Genomic DNA, 17526 nt, shown 5'->3' on the forward strand with positions numbered 1-17526 from the left:
GCAGATGGCCTGGACGATCGACGGAACCCTGGACCCCGATGAGGCCCTGCGCCTGCTCGACCACATGACGGGCGTCAGCGACAACGATTTCGCCATGCTGATCGAGAACAAGGGCACCGTCATGGAGGGCGAGTCCAAGCGCGAATACGAGGACGGCAAGCAGCGCATGGACATCGCCGGCTATGCCTACCTGGCGGAGGTCAAGACGCCGCCGGGCGCGAGCAAGGGCAAGGTCCGCAACCACCCCCTGATCGTCGTGCGCAACTGCGACGCGGCCACGGCCTCCATCGCCAGCCTGATGAAAAACCAGGATGCCGACATCAAGGTCCAGCTCTCGGTCTTCAAGGCCGGCGGCGATTCGTCGAAGGACATGCAGCCCACGCTCGAGATCCTGCTGGAGGGGGCGCGCGTCGACACCCATTCCATCCTGACCGGTGGCACACCGCGGCGGCCCTGCGAAATCATCTTCTTCCACTATCGAAAGATCGAGCTGCGCTCCGCGCCGCAGAAATCAACCGGTCAGCGCGGCGCCGTCCGCAGCTGCGTGATGAACAACGACTGAAAGGACTGCCATGACGCGATCAGCCGAACTCCTGCAGGCCGCCGACCCGGCCGGCGCACTCAAGGCCCTGACCGAGGAGGTCCGCGCCAAGCCGGCCGATGCCAAGCTGCGCGTCTTCATGGCCCAGCTGCTGTGCGTGATGGGCCAGTGGGAGCGGGCGCTCAACCAGCTCGGCGTGGCCGCCGAGCTCGATGCGCTCGCCGTTCCGATGAAGCAGGTCTACGGCGAGGCCATCCGCTGCGAGGGGCTGCGCGCCGAGGTGTTCGCCGGCAAGCGCACGCCGATGGTGTTCGGCCAGCCGGACGAGTGGCTCGCGCTCCTGATCGAATCGCTGCTGCGTCAGGGCACCGGCGACGCGGCGCTGGCCGAGGACCTGCGCACCCGCGCCTTCGATGCCGCGCCGGCCACGCCCGGCACGCTCGACGGCAAGCCCTTCGAATGGCTGGCCGATGCCGACATGCGCCTGGGCCCCGTGCTCGAGGCCTTCGTCAACGGCCGCTACTACTGGATTCCGTTCGCCCGCCTGGCCCACGTGAAGTTCGACCCGCCGGAAGATTTGCGCGATTGCGTCTGGCTGCCGGCGCACCTGCAGTTCGAGAACGGCGGCGAGACGCTGGCATTGGTGCCCACGCGCTACGAAGGCTCTGAGCGCTGCAGCGACGGTGCCTTGCAGCTGTCGCGCAAGACTGAATGGCGCGAGCTGCGGCGCGAGGTCTGGGCCGGGTGGGGCCAGCGAATGCTCGGCGGCGACGATGGCGAGGAGCACGCCATGCTGGACGTGCGCGAGATCCTCTTCTCTGCCGCACCCGCGGAGGCGCCGCAGGAAGAGGGCGCCGGTGGCTGAGCAGGTCGCCCAGGAGCGCCTGCAGCCCTCGCTGCTGGACCGGCTCGTCGACGACGCGCCCACCGAGAAGCGCGAGAGCGACGACAAGCGCACCCTCACGCGGCAGGCGCTGCGCCAGGCCATGCTGCGCGACCTGTCCTGGCTGCTCAACGCCACCGGGCATGGCCTGGCCTTCGACGACAAGCGCTATCCCAACGTGGCGCGCTCGGTGCTCAACTACGGATTGCCTATGCTGTCCGGCCAGTTCACGTCGTCCGTTCAGCGTGTCAGCATGGAACAGGCTCTGAAGAACGCCATACTGCAGTTCGAGCCCCGCATCCTGCCTCGCACACTCGAAGTGGAACTCGTCATGGAAGGCTCGGCACTCGACTCCCACAACCGCATCGGCCTCCAGATCCGCGGGCAGCTCTGGGCGCAGCCGGTGCCGCTGGAGTTCCTGATGCGCAGCCGGATCGATCTGGAGGAAGGGCGCATCGAGATCGAGGACGAGACTGCGCTTGCGCGGCGTTGAGAACTTTGGGCCTCATGTCTTTGTTCTTGCCTTGCTGGTTGACGAGCGCGACGCCAAGACGAAGGCCCGGTGCCCTCACCCCCACCCTCTCCAAGAGGGAGAGGGAGTAAGACATGGACCCCCGCCTCCTCACCCTCTACGAACAGGAACTGCGCTATTTCCGCGAAAGCGCCGGAGAGTTCGCCCGCGCCTTCCCGAAGATCGCGCACCGCCTGGGCGTCGAGGCCCAGGAGATCGCCGACCCGTATGTCGAACGGCTGATCGAGGCCACCGCCTTCCTGTCGGCGCGCGTCAACCTCAAGCTCGATGCCGAGTACCCGCGCTTCACCGGCCACCTGCTCGACATCGTCTACCCGCATTTCATGGCGCCCACGCCCTCGATGGTGGTGGTGTCGGTGGGCTGCGATCCGGACGACGCCAACCTGGCCCACGGGCCCACCTTGCGGCGCGGCAGCGGGTTGCGCGCGCGGCAGGCCGTGGGGCAGAACACGCACTGCGAGTTCCGCACCTCGCGCGCGTTGCGCGTGTGGCCGGTGGAAGTGCAGCGCGCGCAGTATTTCAGCTATGCACCCGACCTGCCGCTGGCGCAGCATCCGCAGTCGCGCGAGATCCGCGGCGGCCTGCGCATCGCCCTGCGCGCCACCGCGGGGCTGAAGTTCGACCAGATCGCGATGGACGAACTGATGATCCATTTCGGCGGCGCCGAGGACGTGGCCTGGCAACTGCACGAGTGCATGCTGGGCAAGCCCCTGGGCGTGCTGGTGCAGCCGCTCGCCGCGGGGGCTTCCGCAGGCTCGGTGCGCCACCTGCCGGCCAGCGCGGTCGAGGCCGTCGGCTTCGAGGACGACGAGGCGCTGCTGCCCGTCACCGCGACCGGCTTCTCGGGCTACCGGCTCGTGCAGGAGTACTTTGCGTTCCCGCAGCGTTTCCAGTTCGCACGCATCACGGGCCTGCAGGGCGTGCTCGCGGGCATGGCGACCTCCGAGGTCGAGCTCGTCGTGCTGTTCTCGCGCGGGGATGCGGCGCTCGAGAAGCTGGTCAGCGCCGACAACGTGCAGCTGCACTGCGTGCCCGCCGTCAACCTGTTCAGCAAGCGGCTCGACCGGGTGAGCGTCACCGAGGGCGTGAGCCAGTTCCACCTGCTGCCCGACCGCACGCGGCCCCAGGATTTCGAGGTCCACACCGTCACCGAGGTCATCGGCCACGGCAACCCGGGCACCGGGGAAGGGGCGCTGGAGCAGCCCTTCCTGCCCTTCTACGCGGCCTTCCACGGCAGCCGTCACGGGCACCCGGCCTACTTCACGACCACCCGCGAGCCGCGCATGCCCTCGGCGCGGCAGCGCACCGAGGGGCATCGCAGCAGCCACATCGGCTCCGAGGTGTACATGCAGATCGTCGATCCGCAGCAGGCGCCCTACGCGGGTGCGCTGCGGCAACTGGCCGTGACCGCGCTGGTCACCAACCGCGACCTCCCGCTCCTGATGCCGCTGGGCCGCGACAACGACTTCGACTGCATCGACTCGTTTCCGGCGCAGCGCGTGCGCTTGGTGCGCGGCCCGTCCCGGCCGGTGTCGCCGGTGGTGAGCCAGGGCCTGGGCTGGCGCGTCATCGACCACCTGGCGCTCAACTACCTGTCGCTGGCCGACAGCTCGCCGCAGCAGGGCGCGGCGGCCTTGCGCGAGATGCTCATGCTCTATGCCGGGCTGGCCGACGAGTCGCGCCAGGGGCAGGTGCGCGGCCTGCTGTCGGTGCGCGCGAAGCCGGTGGCGCGGCGCCTGCCGCTGCCTGGGCCGATCGCCTTCGGCCGCGGGCTCGAGGTCACGCTCGAAGTGGAGCGCAGCGCCTTTCACGGGCACAGCGCCTTCCTCTTCGGCGCCGTCATGGCGCGCTACCTGGCGCGGCACGTCGAGGTCAATCATTTCGTCGAGACCGTGCTCACCGCGGCCGGCCGCGGCGAGATCATGCGATGGAGGCCGCTGTGCGGGGCACGCCCGATCCTGTGAACCTTCCTGCGCCGCGGGCGGCGGCCGAGACGGTCGGCCAGCGCGTGCAGGCCTGCAGTGCCGAGCCCTGGGCCTACGACTACTTCGCGCTGATGCGCCGGCTCGAAGCCCTGGCGGCGCCGGCGCCGCGCTGGGGCCGTGCGCTGCTGCCGGGCGCCGAGCCGCTGCGCGTCGGGCAGGAGCCGTCGCTGTCCTTCGCGCCGGCGAGCTTCAGCCGCTTCGAGCAGGCCACAGCGCATTCGCCGCCGCGCCTGCGCCAGCATTTCTTCGGCTACCTCGGGCCCAACGGCCCGCTGCCGGTGCACCTGAGCGACTTCATCCGCGAGCGCACCATCAACCACGGCGATCCGACCTGGCTCGCCTTCCTCGACACCTTCGCGCACCGCTTCTCGCTCTTCTTCTACCGCGCCTGGGCGCAGGCACGGCCGGCGGTGGGCATGGACCGGCCGCAGGAGGACAGTTTCCGCCGCCAGGTCGGCGCGCTGGCCGGCATCGGCACGGCGGCGCGGCAGGGCCGCGACGAGATCCACGACGACGCGCGCCTGCATTTCTCCGGCCGGCTGGTGCGGCAGGTGCACAGCGCGGAGGGCGTGGAAGCCGTGCTCGCCGGCTACTTCGACGTGCCCGTGCGGCTCGAGCGCTGGGTCGGCCACTGGATGACGCTGCCCGCGCAGGAACTCACCCGCCTCGGCCGCGGGGAGGGCCTGGCCTCGCGCACGCTGGGCCTCGGCGCCATGATGGGACAGCGCGCCTGGGACCGGCAGCACCGGGTGCGGCTGCACCTGGGGCCGCTCTCGCTGGAGCGCTACCGCATGTTCCTGCCCACCGGCACCGCCCGGCCCGCGCTGCAGCGCTGGATGCAGCAGCTGCTGGGCGGCGAGCTGTACTGGGACGCCGAGCTGATCCTGAAGCAGGACGAAGTCCCGCCCACGCGCCTGGGCGCTGGCACCGGCAATGCGCCGCGCCTCGGCTGGGTGTCCTGGCTCGGTGCGCGGCCGCGCACGCGCGACGCGGCCGACGTTCGCATCGACGGCGAAGCGGCGCTTGTCCACGCCTCGACTTAGCCATTCATTCCGACTCATCCCGACGATGGAGAAACAGCCATGAGTGAAATCAGTCGCACCGCCCTGTTCGGCAAGCTCAACGCGCTGGCCTACAAGGCGATCGAAGGCGCCACGGTTTTCTGCAAGATGCGCGGCAATCCCTACGTGGAGCTGGAGCACTGGTTCGCCCAGCTGCTGCAGTCGCAGGACTCCGACCTGCACCGCGTGATCCAGCACTACGGGCTGGACATCTCGGTGATCGCCAGGGACATGACGGCCGCGCTCGATCGCCTGCCGCGCGGCGCCACCGCGATCAGCGACTTCTCGCCGCACATCGAGAACGCCATCGAGCGCGCCTGGACCTACGCCACGCTGCAGTTCGGCGAGGCGCAGGTGCGCACCGGCTACCTGCTGGTGGGCATGCTCAAGACACCCAGCCTGCGCAACCCGCTGATGGGCCTGTCGAAGCAGTTCGAGAAGGTCAAGGTCGAGGACCTGGCCGACAACTTCGCGAAGATCTGCGACCCCTCGCCCGAATCGAAGATGCGCGCGCAGGACGGCACCGGCATGGGCAGCGGCGCGCCCGGCGAAGACACCGGCGCGATGGCCCCCGCCGCGATGGGCAAGGGCGATGCGCTCAAGAAGTTTGCTGTCGACCTCACGGAGAAGGCGAAGAAAGGGGAGATGGATCCGGTGACCGGGCGGGACGAGGAAATCCGCCAGATCGTCGACATCCTGATGCGGCGCCGCCAGAACAACCCGCTCCTGACCGGCGAGGCCGGCGTCGGCAAGACCGCGGTCGTCGAGGGCTTCGCGCAGCGCCTGGCGCGCGGCGACGTGCCGCCGCAGCTCAAGGAAGTGAAGCTGCTCACGCTGGACATCGGCCTCCTGCAGGCCGGCGCCAGCATGAAGGGCGAGTTCGAGCAGCGCCTGCGGCAGGTGATCGACGAGGTGCAGGCCTCGCCTACGCCCATCATCCTGTTCATCGACGAGATCCACACCCTGGTGGGCGCGGGCGGCGCGGCCGGCACCGGCGATGCGGCCAACCTGCTGAAGCCCGCGCTGGCGCGCGGCAACCTGCGCACCATCGGCGCCACCACCTGGGCCGAATACAAGAAGTACATCGAGAAGGACCCGGCGCTGACGCGGCGCTTCCAGGTGGTGCAGGTGCCGGAGCCGGACGAGACCAAGGCCATCCTGATGCTGCGCGGCGTGGCCAGCGTGCTGGAGAAGCACCACCGCGTGCAGCTGCTGGACGAAGCCATCGAGGCGGCCGTCAAGCTTTCGCACCGCTACATCCCGGCGCGGCAGCTGCCCGACAAGGCGGTGAGCCTGCTCGACACGGCCTGCGCGCGCGTGGCCGTGTCGCAGCATGCGATGCCGCCCGAGGTGGAAGATTGCCAGCGCCGCATCGAGGCGCTGACGGTGGAGCAGGAGATCATCGGCCGCGAGGGGGCGATCGGCATCGACGTGAGCAAGCGCGCGTCGCAGGTGCAGTCGCTGCTCACGGACGCGAAGGCGCAGCTCGAGACGCTGAATGCGCGCTGGAAGGAAGAGAAAGGCCTGGTCGACCGGCTGCTCGAATTGCGCGGCAAGCTGCGCGAGGGCAACAAGCCGGTGGACGGCGCGGCACCGGAAGCGGCAGCGTCCGACCGCACCGCGCTGCTGGCCGAGCTGCACGAGCTGCAGGGCCTGATCGCGACGCTGCAGGGCGAATCGCCGCTCATCCTGCCCTCGGTGGACCAGCATGCCGTGTCCTCCGTCGTGGCCGACTGGACCGGCATTCCCGTCGGCCGCATGCAGCGCAACGAGATCGAGACGGTGCTGAACCTGCCGAAGCTGCTGTCGCAGCGCGTGATCGGCCAGGACCATGCGATGGAGATGATCGCCAAGCGCATCCAGACCTCGCGCGCGGGGCTGGACAACCCCATCAAGCCGATCGGCGTCTTCATGCTGGCCGGTACCTCGGGCGTGGGCAAGACCGAGACCGCGATCGCGCTGGCCGAGGCGCTGTACGGCGGCGAGCAGAACATGATCGTCATCAACATGAGCGAGTACCAGGAGGCGCACACCGTCAGTTCGCTCAAGGGCGCGCCGCCCGGCTACGTGGGCTACGGCGAGGGAGGGGTGCTCACCGAGGCCGTGCGCCGCCGGCCCTACAGCGTGGTGCTGCTGGACGAGGTGGAGAAGGCGCACCCCGACGTGCACGAGCTCTTCTTCCAGGTCTTCGACAAGGGCTTCATGGAAGACGGCGAGGGGCGCAGCATCGACTTCAAGAACACGCTGATCCTGCTCACCACCAATGCCGGCACCGACCTGATCGCCGGCCTGTGCAAGGACCCGGAGCTGATGCCGGACCCCGAGGGCATGGCCAAGGCGCTGCGCGATCCGCTGCTGAAGATCTTCCCGCCCGCGCTGCTGGGCCGGCTGGTGACCATCCCCTACTACCCGCTGTCCGACGAGATGCTGGGCAAGATCGTCGAGCTGCAGCTCAAGCGCATCAAGAAGCGGGTGGAGGCGCGCTACCAGATCCCCTTCGAGTACGGCGACGACGTGGTGAAGCTGGTCGTGAGCCGCTGCACCGAGAGCGAATCGGGCGGGCGGATGATCGACGCGATCCTCACCAACACCATGCTGCCCGACATCAGCCGCGAGTTCCTCAACCGGATGATGGAAGGCAAGGCGATCGAGGGCGTGAAGGTGGGCGTTGCCGACGGCAACTTCAGCTACGCCTTCGATGTGAAGGCACCGCAGTGATCACCACCCGAGGAGAGGAAGCCACGCCATGCCTTTAGCCAGCCAGGAAACCATCGCTCGCGTCACGAACATTCTTTTGAACGGCAACTACCAGATGAAGCAGGCGGTGCTGCGCACGACGCCGATCTCGCCGCCGCATGGCGATGTGTCGATGTTTACGAATGCGCAGCTCACGACCGGCGTGTTCGGCGCCAAGCTGAAGCTCGCCCAGGTGGACGACATGATCCGCTTCATCAAGCTCGGCCCGGTGGAGCGCGACTTCGTCGGCGCACTGACCTTCGTCACCAAAACGCCGGCCCAGTTGCCGACCGTGGCGTCGCGGCAGGGCTGGGTGCCCTGCTGGTTCCTGCCCTGGTTCAGCGGCAAGATCCTGAAGCTCAAGATTTCGGACATCGCGACCACCCCGGTGATCAATTTTGCCGGCGGCGGTATCGCCCCGCTGGCCAATCCCAGCTTGTTCTTCACGGCCGGCATCAATGGCTGCTCGGTGTTCGCGATCGGCGCGGCCGCGACCCCCAGCCTGTACCACGGTGGTGTCAACCCGGGCGACTTGACGATGCCGCTGCAGCCCAACGAAACCACCGAGGCGGCGTGGCGCCGGCTCCTGGGGCGGGGCGCCACGGTGAAGTTCGTGGGCTCGGTGGGCAAGTCCGACTACGTCAGCGAGCTCAATCCGGGGGCCGCCGATGACACCGATCGCCTGAGGTACAACACCTTCAAGACCACGACGATGGCCAAGCAGCTGGAGCAACGGCTGGAGGCGAATCCCAACCTCACCAAGCTCACCGTGGCGCCGTGGGGCGCCGTCTTCGGGTTGCGCGACGGGGCCGGCAACTGGGAGTTCACACTGGTCAAGCACGCCAGCGTGACCGCCAGGAAGATCACGATCATCACCAAGAAGCGCTTCCTTCGCAGCGACAAGGTGACTCGGGTCGAGCGCGGCGAGATACGCGCTTCGCAGAACGTCGTGCGGGATGCCCACGGCTTCGTGGATCTCACCGATCCGGGCACCGTTCTCACGGAGCAGGACCACGCGACCTGCGTGAACCTGGGCTTCAGCGAGTTCTTCCCGGGCGCCGGCGCCGCCGCCGTCAGGAACCTGACCAACACCCAGATTTTTTGAGTCGGAGACGACGCGGACTTATGGGCACCAAGACAACGCCCGAGCCGGTGGGCACGCAGGCCGCCCCGCGGGAGCGCCACTTCACCATCGAGCAGGCGTTCGAGATCGCCCAGGCCGTGCATCGCGACGGCCGGCCGGCGGAGGCGGAGCGCATCTACCGGGCGGTGCTGCAGGCCCGGCCGGAGCATGTGGCCGCCCTCGGCGCGCTCGGCGTGGCCCGCCACCAGCAGGGTGAAAGCGACGAGGCGGTGCAGTTGCTGCGGCAGGCGCTGGCGATCGCGCCCGACGAGCCCGGCCTCTGGAACAACCTGGGCAATGTGCTGCTGGAGGCCGGCCGGGCCGAGGAGGCGGCCGAGGCCTACGAGCAGGCGGTGCGGCTGGCGCCGGACCTGGTGGAAGTGCACAACAACCTCGGCGTGTTGCGGCGCGCGCAGGACCGGCCCGTGGAGGCCGAGGCAGCCTACCGGCGCGCCATCGCCATCAACCCGAGATTCGCCGACGCGCTGACCAACCTGGGCCGGCTGCTCCATGCGGTGGGGCGCACCGACGAGGCGATCGTGGCGCTCTGCGAGGCGCTGCTGCTCAGGCCCGACCTCATCAAGGCGCGCCATGCGCTCGGCATGACCTATTGCATGGCCGGCCGCGTGGAGGAAGCCGCGCAGGTGTACCGCGACTGGCTTGCGGAGGAGCCCGACAGCCCCGAGGCGCGGCACCACCTGGCTGCCTGCTCGGGCGATGCCGTGCCCGAGCGCGCCGCGGATGCCTACGTGGAAAAGGTGTTCGACGGCTTCGCCGAGAGCTTCGAGTCCAAGCTGGCACACCTGCAGTACCGCGCGCCGCAGCTGATCGAGACGGCGGTGGCCGAAGCGCTCGGCAGGCCGCAGCCTTCGTTCGACGTGCTGGATGCCGGCTGCGGCACCGGCCTGTGCGGCCCCTTGCTGGCGCCCTACGCGCGGCGCCTGGAGGGGGTGGATCTCTCGCAGGGCATGCTGGCCCAGGCCGCCCGCCGGCAGGTGTACGACGCGCTCGCCAAGGCCGAGCTCACGGCCTTCCTGCGGGAGGCGGGGCCCGCCCGCTACGACCTGATCGTCTCGGCCGACACCCTGTGCTACTTCGGCGACTTGCAGTGCGTCTGTGAACTGGCCTCGCGGGCCCTGCGGCCGGAGGGCTGGCTGTTCTTCACCGTGGAGGTGCTGCAGGGCGGCGAGGGGAACTTCCGGCTCCAGCCGCACGGCCGCTACAGCCACGGCGAAGCCTACCTGCGCGACGTGCTCGCGGCCTGCGGCCTGGCGGTGGCGGGCATGCGACGGGCCGAATTGCGCATGGAAAGTGGCAGACCGGTGGAAGGATGGGTGGTGTCTTGCAAAAAGGAGGCATCCCATTCGTCTCCCTCGCAACCGGCGTGAAAGAAGAAAGCATGAGCCATGGCAGCTGACATCCACTTCACCATCAAGAGCGATTCGCCCGTCAACGGCGAGTTGATGTTCTGGAGCGTGGTGGGGCACGAAGGCCTGTCGCGTCCCTCGGCCTACGAGTTGGCGGTGCTCTCGAAGAACCAGCAGATCGACGCCAAGGACATCCTCGGCCGCGCCTTCGACGTCGTCATCGAGTTCGAGGACGCAGACGGGGGCAAGCACGAGCGCCATTGCCAGGGGCATGCCGTGCGCTTCATGCGCACCGCGCAGGTGGGGCGCCTGTTCGAGTACCGCATCCACCTGCGCTCGTGGTTCTGGCTGCTCACCAAGCGCCGGAACTCCTGGATCCAGCAGGACAAGAAGGTGCTCGACGTGTTCGACGCGGTGTGCGAGGACAGCCCGGTCAAGCGCTTCAAGAAGCACAAGTCCGGCAACGTGATCGGCACGCACAACCCGCACCGCTACTGCGTGCAGTACGAGGAGAGCGACTACGCCTTCCTCTCGCGGCTGCTGGAGGAGGAGGGCATCTACTACTGGTTCGACGCGCATGACGCGCCGGGCACCATGCACCTGGCCGACAGCAGCGACGTGGCGCACGAGAAGCTGCCGGCGGGCGCCACGCTGCGCTGGGTCGACGACGCGGCCGGCGAGGGGCGGTTCAACGAGATCACGCGCTGGATCGGCGCGAGGCGCTTCGACAGCGGCAAGCATGCGGCCCGCGACAGCGACTTCAAGGCCATCCAGAAGAAGCTCGGCGCCGACGTGGATGCCTCCGACACCCACGAGCTCGGCAACCTGGAGGTCTTCGAGTTCCCGGGCGACTATTTCAACCCTGACGACGCCGAGAACATCGCCAAGATCCGGGGCGAGGAACTGGTGGCGCGGCGCGAGCGCCAATGGGCGCTGACCACCTGGCCCGACGTCGCCGCCGGCCGCAGCTTCACCTACGAGGGCGACCCCGACGGCCAGCGCGACGGCGATTACGTGATCGGTACCTGCACCTTCGTGGTGACGCACCCGGGCTACGAGTCGGTGGACTTCCGGGAGCGGCCGCGCCAGGCCAGCCAGCTGCTGGAGGAGGCGCTGGCCGAGGACGCGGTCAACGCCGGCACGCTGGACGTGCTGCGCGAGCTGCTGGACGAGACGCCGCACATGCGCACCGGCGAGCCCGGCATCTGCGCCTTCGTCCTCACCGTGTTCCCGGTGGAGCTGCCCTTCAAGCCGCCGCGGCTCACGCCGCGCGTGGCCATGCCGGGGCCGCAGTCGGCGATCGTGGTCGGCCCGCAGGGCGAGGAACTGCACGTGGACGAGCACGGCCGCGTGAAGGTGCACTTCCACTGGGACCGCAGCGAGAAGCGAAACGAGAAGTCGACCTGCTGGGTGCGCGTCTCGCAGCCCTGGGCCGGCAAGGGCTGGGGCGGCTATTTCATTCCGCGCATCGGCCAGGAGGTGCTGGTCGATTTCCTCAACGGCGACCCGGACCGGCCCATCATCGTCGGCCGGCTCTACAACGACGACCAGCCCATCCCCTACAAGTCGCCGACGCAGAGTGGCTTCAAGACGCGCTCGACGCCGGGCGGCAACCCCGGCACGTGCAACGAGATCATGTTCGAGGACAAGAAGGGCGAGGAGAAAATCTCGATCCACGCCGAGCTGGACATGAGCCGGAGCGTGGAACGCGACGATTCCACCAGCATCGACCGGGACCAGACCGTCACCGTCAAGCGCGACCAGACCAGCCTGGTGGACCGCGACCGCAAGCACACGGTGACGCGCAACGACACCAACATGGTCGTCGTGGACCAGAAGAACACGGTGAAGGGCAACCAGAACAACCAGGTGGTGGGCAACCAGACGAGCTTCGTCGACGCCAACCACCAGCTCACCGTGGGCGGCACCAGCACGGTCGACGTGGTGGGCGCCCGCAAGACCACGTACAAGGCAGGAGAGACGCACACCGTGGTGGGCAACCAGACGGTGAGCGTGACGGGGCTGATGTCCTTCAAGGCGGGCTCGATGAAGTTCGAGACGCCGCACATCGACTGGATGGTCACGGGTTCCAGCTCCAAGAACATCACGGTGCCGACCGGCCCGCTGAACCTGATGGCCAACAAGATCAAGCTGATGAGCAACACCGGCATCGAGATGATGTCGGTCGGCAACATCGACCAGACGGCCATCGGCTCCAACACCACGATCCTGGGGCCCAACACCAGCGGCTACATCGGTACCAACAGCGAGGCCAACCTGGGCATCAACCGCTCGACCTTCATGGGGATGAGCATCGAGAACGCGCTGGCGCTGGCCATGAGCAACAACGGCGGCGTGTTCATCGAGAACACGCTGGGGGTGAAGCTGGTCAACTGCGTGGCGCCGGAGATCAAGTCGATCTCCACGGCCGACGTCAACCTCACGCCGCTCAAGACGATCTCGCCGGGCGGCGGCGGTGGGCCGGCCACGGGCGCCGCGGTGGCAGGCGCGCTGGGCGCGGTAGCCGGCGCGGGGAGCGCCTTCTCGGACATCGGTGCCACGCTCAAGCAGTACGCCGATGCCGCGCAGGCCTTGAACGATGCCGCCGACGAGGCGCAGGCGGAAGGCATGAACGGCCTCGCGTCGCGCCTGAGGTCGCTGGCGGTGATGACCAACATGCGGCGCAACCATGGGATCCTGGGTGCGGTGCCGGTGGTGGGCACGGGCTTGCAGGTGTTCCTGGAAGTGTTCACCGGCGGAGATGCCATCGGCGCCGGGCAACTGGCCAGCGACGGCGCCACGACCAACGCGGATGGCTCCGCCATCCCCAGCCCCAGTCCGCCGAGCACCGGCGGTGGCAGTGGCGGCAGCGGGGGCGGCGGCGGCACGGGTGGTGGTGGCGGCGCAGGTGGCGGCGGCGGGAGCTGAAACCAGTCGGATCGCATGCAAGTTCTCAAGCCACAGGCGCTCGGGCTGTCGATGCGCCCCATTGAATTCCGCAAGCGCTTCGGCCTGTGCATCAGCGCCTGCCTGCACCTGCCCTTCGACCAGGGCGAGCGCGGCACGCTGTGGGCGGAGCAGTCCATGTGGACCTTCCTGGCGAAGGAGATGGCGCAGCCGCTGATCGACGAGGGCGTGTCCAAGCTCACACCCGAGTTCCTGGTGCACGGCCATGCGCATCCGCCGGCCGACCAGCCTGCCGGCCAGAACGCCTGTGCCGTGCGGGCCCGCGTGGGCGGGCGCGAGAAGACCGTGCTGGTCTTCGGCGACCGCATCTGGCATGGCGACCAGCCCGGTGCGCCCGCCCCCTTCGCCTCGATGCCGCTGGACTGGTCGCGCGCCTACGGCGGCCCCGATGTCCCGTCGAACCCGGCCGGCCGCGGCCGCCAGGCACGGGATGGCGTGGTGCCGCTGCCCAACCTCGAACTGCCGGGCGACCGATTGCGTCATCCCGATCAGGCCATTGCGCCGGCCGGTTTCGGTGCGCTCGACCCGATGCATCCCCAGCGCGTGGCCTACCGCGGCACCTACGACGCGAGCTACATGGAGCAGCACGCGCCCGGCTTCGCGCCCGACACCGACTGGCGCTACTTCAACCTGGCCCCGGCCGACCAGTGGATGGAGACGCCGCTGGTGGGCGACGAGTCCTTCTCCTTCCAGCACATGCATCCGACGCGGCCGCGGATCGAAGGTCGCCTGCCCGGGCTGCGCGCGCGCGTGTTCGTCGGCTATGCCATGCCCGAGGGCGAACCCAAGGTCCGCGAGGTGCCGCTGCGCCTGACCACGCTGTGGTTCTTCCCGCATGCCGAGCGCTGCATTGCGATCTTCCAGGGGCTGGCCGAAATCGGCACCGACGATGCGTCCGACGTGGCGAGCCTGCTGGGGGCCGTCGAGCGCCTGGGGCAGGTGCGCGACGATGCGTATTACCTGGAGGCGGCCGCGCGCCGGGCGCATCCCTCGCTGGGTGCCATCTATTCGCTGGTCGACAGCGATCTGCTGCCCGAAGGCATCGCGACCGCGGACCCGGCCGTGGAAGAGGCCAAGGCCCCCTTCGCCATGGAAGGCCTGCAGGGCAAGGCACAGTACCGGCGCGCCGAGCTCGACGTGGAAATGGCGCGCGAGAAGGTGCGCGCCATGGGCAAGGACCCGGATGCCCTGGGCATCCGCATGAAGCCGCTGGAGCAGCCGCCCACGGGCGACGCCTTGCCTGCCTACCTGGAGGCCAAGCTCAAGGAGGCGCAGCAGCAGCAATGGGCTGCGGTGGACGATGCGCTCAGCGCGCTCGAGAAGGGCCTGGCGATGGCGGCGGCCAAGCGCGTCCCGCTGTATGAGCTGAGCCATCGCGGGCCGCCGGTCTTCAGTGCGCAGGCGCAGCTCGCGCAGATCCAGGCCGCGTCGAAGGACCTGAAGCCGCCGCTCGAGCTGCCGCCGCTGCTGCGCAAGCTCTGCGTGCTCGAGGAGACGCACCGCGCCGGCTACCTGCAGACCGCGCACGTGCAGCCACCGGCCCATCCCTTGCCGGCGGCCGAGGCGGCCGCGTTGCGCGACGAGGTCGCGCGGGGCGTCGCGGCCGGCATCCGTTGCTTCTTCGGCGCCGACTTCACCGGCGCCGATTTCTCCGGGCTGGACCTGCGCGGGGTGGACTTTCGCGACGCCTGGCTGGAAAGCGTGGACTTCCGCGGCGCCAACCTGTCCGGCGCCAAGTTCGAGCGCGCCGTGCTCGCGCACGCGAAGCTGGATGGCACCACGGCCATCGGCACGGATTTCCGCAAGGCCAACCTCGGCCGGGCGCGGCTGGCCGGCGCGGTGTTCGACGATGCCGACTTCACCGAGGCGGTGCTGATGCGCTGCGGCTTCGCCGGCACGCAGGCCCGGCGCGCCCGCTTCATCAAGGCCAATCTGCTCGAAAGCACCTGGGGCGAGGCCGACTGGAGCGAAGCCGACCTGGAAGGCCAGACCTTCTACAAGCTCGACCTGCAAGGCATGCGATGGCCGGGCGCGCGGCTCTTGTCCTGCAACTTCATCGAATGCGAGATGGCTGGGCTGGACATGCGTGCCGCGATGCTGGAAGGCACGACCTTCGTGACGTGCCGGCTCGATGGCGCGATGCTGGGCGGGGCGAAGGCGGCCGGCGCGGTGGCGGTCAAGGGCTGCAGCCTGGCGAAAGCGGACCTCGGCGAGGCCGACCTGCGGCAGTTCAACTTCGGCGGCAGCGAACTGGGCGGCGCGCGGCTGGTGCGTGCGCAGCTGGCCGGCGCCAACCTGTCCGGGGCCCGCCTGCGGGGCGCCGACCTGCGGCTGGCCGTGGCCCAGGGCGCGCTGCTTCGCCGTACGGACTGCCAGGGAGCCAACCTCTCGGGCGTGGACCTGCGCGACGCGATCCTGCAGCACGCCGACCTGCGCGGCTGCGATCTGCGGCGCGCCAACCTCTTCGGTGCCGACCTGGCGCGCGTGCGGCTGGATGGCGGCACGCGTTTCGACGGCGCGCTGCTCACCCGGGCGCGCACCTGGCCGCGCCTCACCCGCGAGCAGCAGGAGGCGATGCCATGACGCCGCTGCTGCTGACGCTGGCCGTCTCCATGGGCGAGACCGTCGAGGGACATGATCTGAGCAAGGGCGCCTATGCGCGGCTCGGCCTGGGCGGCGGCGTGTTCACCCGCGTGAACCTGTCCGAGGCCGACCTGCGCGGTGCCGACCTGCGCGAGGCGGTGTTCGACCAGTGCGACCTGCGCGGCATGCTGGCCACCGGCGCGCAGATGCGCCGCGCCGTGTTCAACCGCTGCCTGCTCGACCATGCCGACCTGCGCCGCTGCGACCTGCACGGCGCGGTGTTCGCCGAATGCGATCTCGTCCATGCGCAGCTGGCCGACGCGATGCTGGCCATGGCCACCCTGTCCAAGTGCAAGCTCGACCACGCGGTGCTGCGCGGCGTCTGCCTGGATTCGGCGCTGCTCAGCCAGTCCACGCTGCTCGACGTGTGCCTGGACGACACCAGCTGGCAGTACACCACCACCAGCGAATGCGACCTGACGCAACTGACCTGGTCCGGCGCGCGCATGCTGCGCAACAGCTTCTTCCGCACCTCGCTGAAGAACAAGTCCTTCGACGGCCTGCAGCTGGAAGGCAGCCAGTTCTCCTTTGCCGACCTGTCCGGTACGGACTTCAGCGGCGTGGGCCTGCGCCAGTGCAACTTCCAGGGCGCGCAGCTCGAGGGGGCGCGCTTCGTGCAGGCCGCCGCGCCGGCTTCGCTTTTCTGCGAGGCGTCCGGTGGCGGCGTGGACTTCAGCGGCGCCGACCTGCGCCAGGCCCTGTTCACCGGCGCACGCCTGCCACGCGCGCGCTTCAACGGCTGCCAGCTGCACCAGGCGCATTTCGCTGGTGCGGTGCTCGGCGGCGCCCAGCTGCAGAAGGCCGATCTGAGCTACGCCGATTTCCGGCATGCCGACCTGGGCGGCGCCGATCTGCGCGGTGCCCGCATGACGCGCACCGTGCTGCACGGCAGCCGCACCGACGAGGCGCAGATGAGCGATCGCGCCAGCGCGCTCGAGACCGATCCCGAACTGCAGGCTGCCGAACGCTGGCAGCCCCTGGCCGCATGAATTCTTCGACGAGGTTGACCATGAGCGAACCCCTTTCCTCCGCCGTTCCCGCCCGCAAGCGCCGCCGTCCACAGGGCGCCGATGCGGCTGTGGCCCAGCCCCTGGCCGGGCAGTGGTGCGTCGGCACGGTGACCGAGGCCGAAGGCGGCGCGCTGGTCGTGCAAAGCGGAAGCCTGCGCCTGCCGGCCACGCGTGCCGCGAGCTGCCTGCTGGCACCGGCCGCGGGCGACAGCGTCGCCTGCCTGCGCGTGGCACCGCAGGAAACCTGGGTGCTCGCGGTGCTCCAGCGCGAGGAGGGCGTGCCGCAGGTGCTGCGCTGCGATGGCGATACGCGGCTGGAGGTGGCGGGCGGCACGCTCGCGCTGCATGCGGCGTGCATCGAGCTGCGCACCGAGCTGCTGGACGCCAGCGCGCGCCGCACCACGCTGGCCACCGACAGTGCCGACGTGGTGGGCCGGCAACTGAGCCTGGTGGCCTCGCGCATCAAGCTGGTGGGCTCGCTGCTGTCGAGCGTGGTCGACCGGGTGCAGCACTTCAGCAAGAACTACCTGCGCCACACCGACGGCATGGACAAGGTGAGCGCCACGCACGTGGAAGTGCAGGCGCAGCAGCTGATGCGGCTGGAGGGCGAGCATGCCCTGGTCAACGGGCGCGAGCTGATCAAGGCGCGCGGCGCGCAGATCCACTTCGGATAGGGGG

The 17526-nt window shown here is 69.3% G+C and carries 12 protein-coding genes; all 12 read left to right on the forward strand.

Going from position 1 to position 17526, the window contains the following annotated elements; all coding sequences use genetic code 11:
• The first annotated feature begins 4 nt into the window (after positions 1-4).
• Positions 5-562, forward strand: coding sequence for a type VI secretion system tube protein Hcp (locus tag A8M77_RS28265; RefSeq protein ID WP_086924795.1), 558 nt, complete (start codon positions 5-7; stop codon positions 560-562).
• A 10-nt stretch (positions 563-572) separates the two neighbouring features.
• On the forward strand, positions 573-1406 hold the full coding sequence (locus A8M77_RS28270; protein WP_086924796.1) for a type VI secretion system accessory protein TagJ: 834 nt from the start codon (positions 573-575) through the stop codon (positions 1404-1406).
• Positions 1399-1917, forward strand: a complete 519-nt coding sequence (tssE, locus tag A8M77_RS28275) for a type VI secretion system baseplate subunit TssE (protein ID WP_086924797.1) — start codon at positions 1399-1401, stop codon at positions 1915-1917. The genes A8M77_RS28270 and tssE overlap by 8 nt, the downstream gene beginning before the upstream one ends.
• A gap of 113 nt (positions 1918-2030) precedes the next feature.
• Positions 2031-3920 carry a type VI secretion system baseplate subunit TssF gene (gene tssF, locus A8M77_RS28280; RefSeq protein ID WP_086924798.1) on the forward strand — a complete coding sequence of 630 codons (1890 nt, stop codon included), beginning with the start codon at positions 2031-2033 and terminating at the stop codon, positions 3918-3920.
• Entirely contained in the window at positions 3917-4984 is a 1068-nt protein-coding gene (gene tssG, locus A8M77_RS28285; protein ID WP_238137005.1) for a type VI secretion system baseplate subunit TssG, read from the forward strand. The genes tssF and tssG overlap by 4 nt, the downstream gene beginning before the upstream one ends.
• 39 nt (positions 4985-5023) lie before the next feature.
• Complete coding sequence (gene tssH, locus A8M77_RS28290) at positions 5024-7720, forward strand: type VI secretion system ATPase TssH (RefSeq protein ID WP_086924800.1); 2697 nt, start codon at positions 5024-5026, stop codon at positions 7718-7720.
• A 28-nt stretch (positions 7721-7748) separates the two neighbouring features.
• Entirely contained in the window at positions 7749-8843 is a 1095-nt protein-coding gene (locus A8M77_RS28295; protein WP_143694787.1) for a hypothetical protein, read from the forward strand.
• A 20-nt stretch (positions 8844-8863) separates the two neighbouring features.
• Entirely contained in the window at positions 8864-10249 is a 1386-nt protein-coding gene (locus A8M77_RS28300; RefSeq protein ID WP_086924802.1) for a tetratricopeptide repeat protein, read from the forward strand.
• 18 nt (positions 10250-10267) lie between these two features.
• Positions 10268-13156 (forward strand): type VI secretion system Vgr family protein, encoded by a 2889-nt coding sequence (locus A8M77_RS28305; protein WP_086924803.1) that lies wholly within the window; start codon positions 10268-10270, stop codon positions 13154-13156.
• Positions 13157-13171: 15 nt separating this feature from the next.
• Positions 13172-15778, forward strand: a complete 2607-nt coding sequence (locus tag A8M77_RS28310) for a DUF2169 family type VI secretion system accessory protein (RefSeq protein ID WP_086924804.1) — start codon at positions 13172-13174, stop codon at positions 15776-15778.
• Positions 15775-16827: a pentapeptide repeat-containing protein gene (locus tag A8M77_RS28315; RefSeq protein WP_086924805.1), complete on the forward strand. Its 1053-nt coding sequence runs from the start codon at positions 15775-15777 to the stop codon at positions 16825-16827. Before A8M77_RS28310 ends, A8M77_RS28315 begins: the two co-directional genes overlap by 4 nt.
• Before the next feature lie 20 nt (positions 16828-16847).
• Positions 16848-17522, forward strand: a complete 675-nt coding sequence (locus tag A8M77_RS28320; RefSeq protein WP_158101014.1) for a DUF3540 domain-containing protein — start codon at positions 16848-16850, stop codon at positions 17520-17522.
• Positions 17523-17526 lie beyond the last annotated feature (4 nt).

This window comes from Variovorax sp. JS1663 (assembly GCF_002157355.1).
In the GTDB taxonomy this organism is placed as follows: Bacteria; Pseudomonadota; Gammaproteobacteria; order Burkholderiales; family Burkholderiaceae_C; genus Variovorax.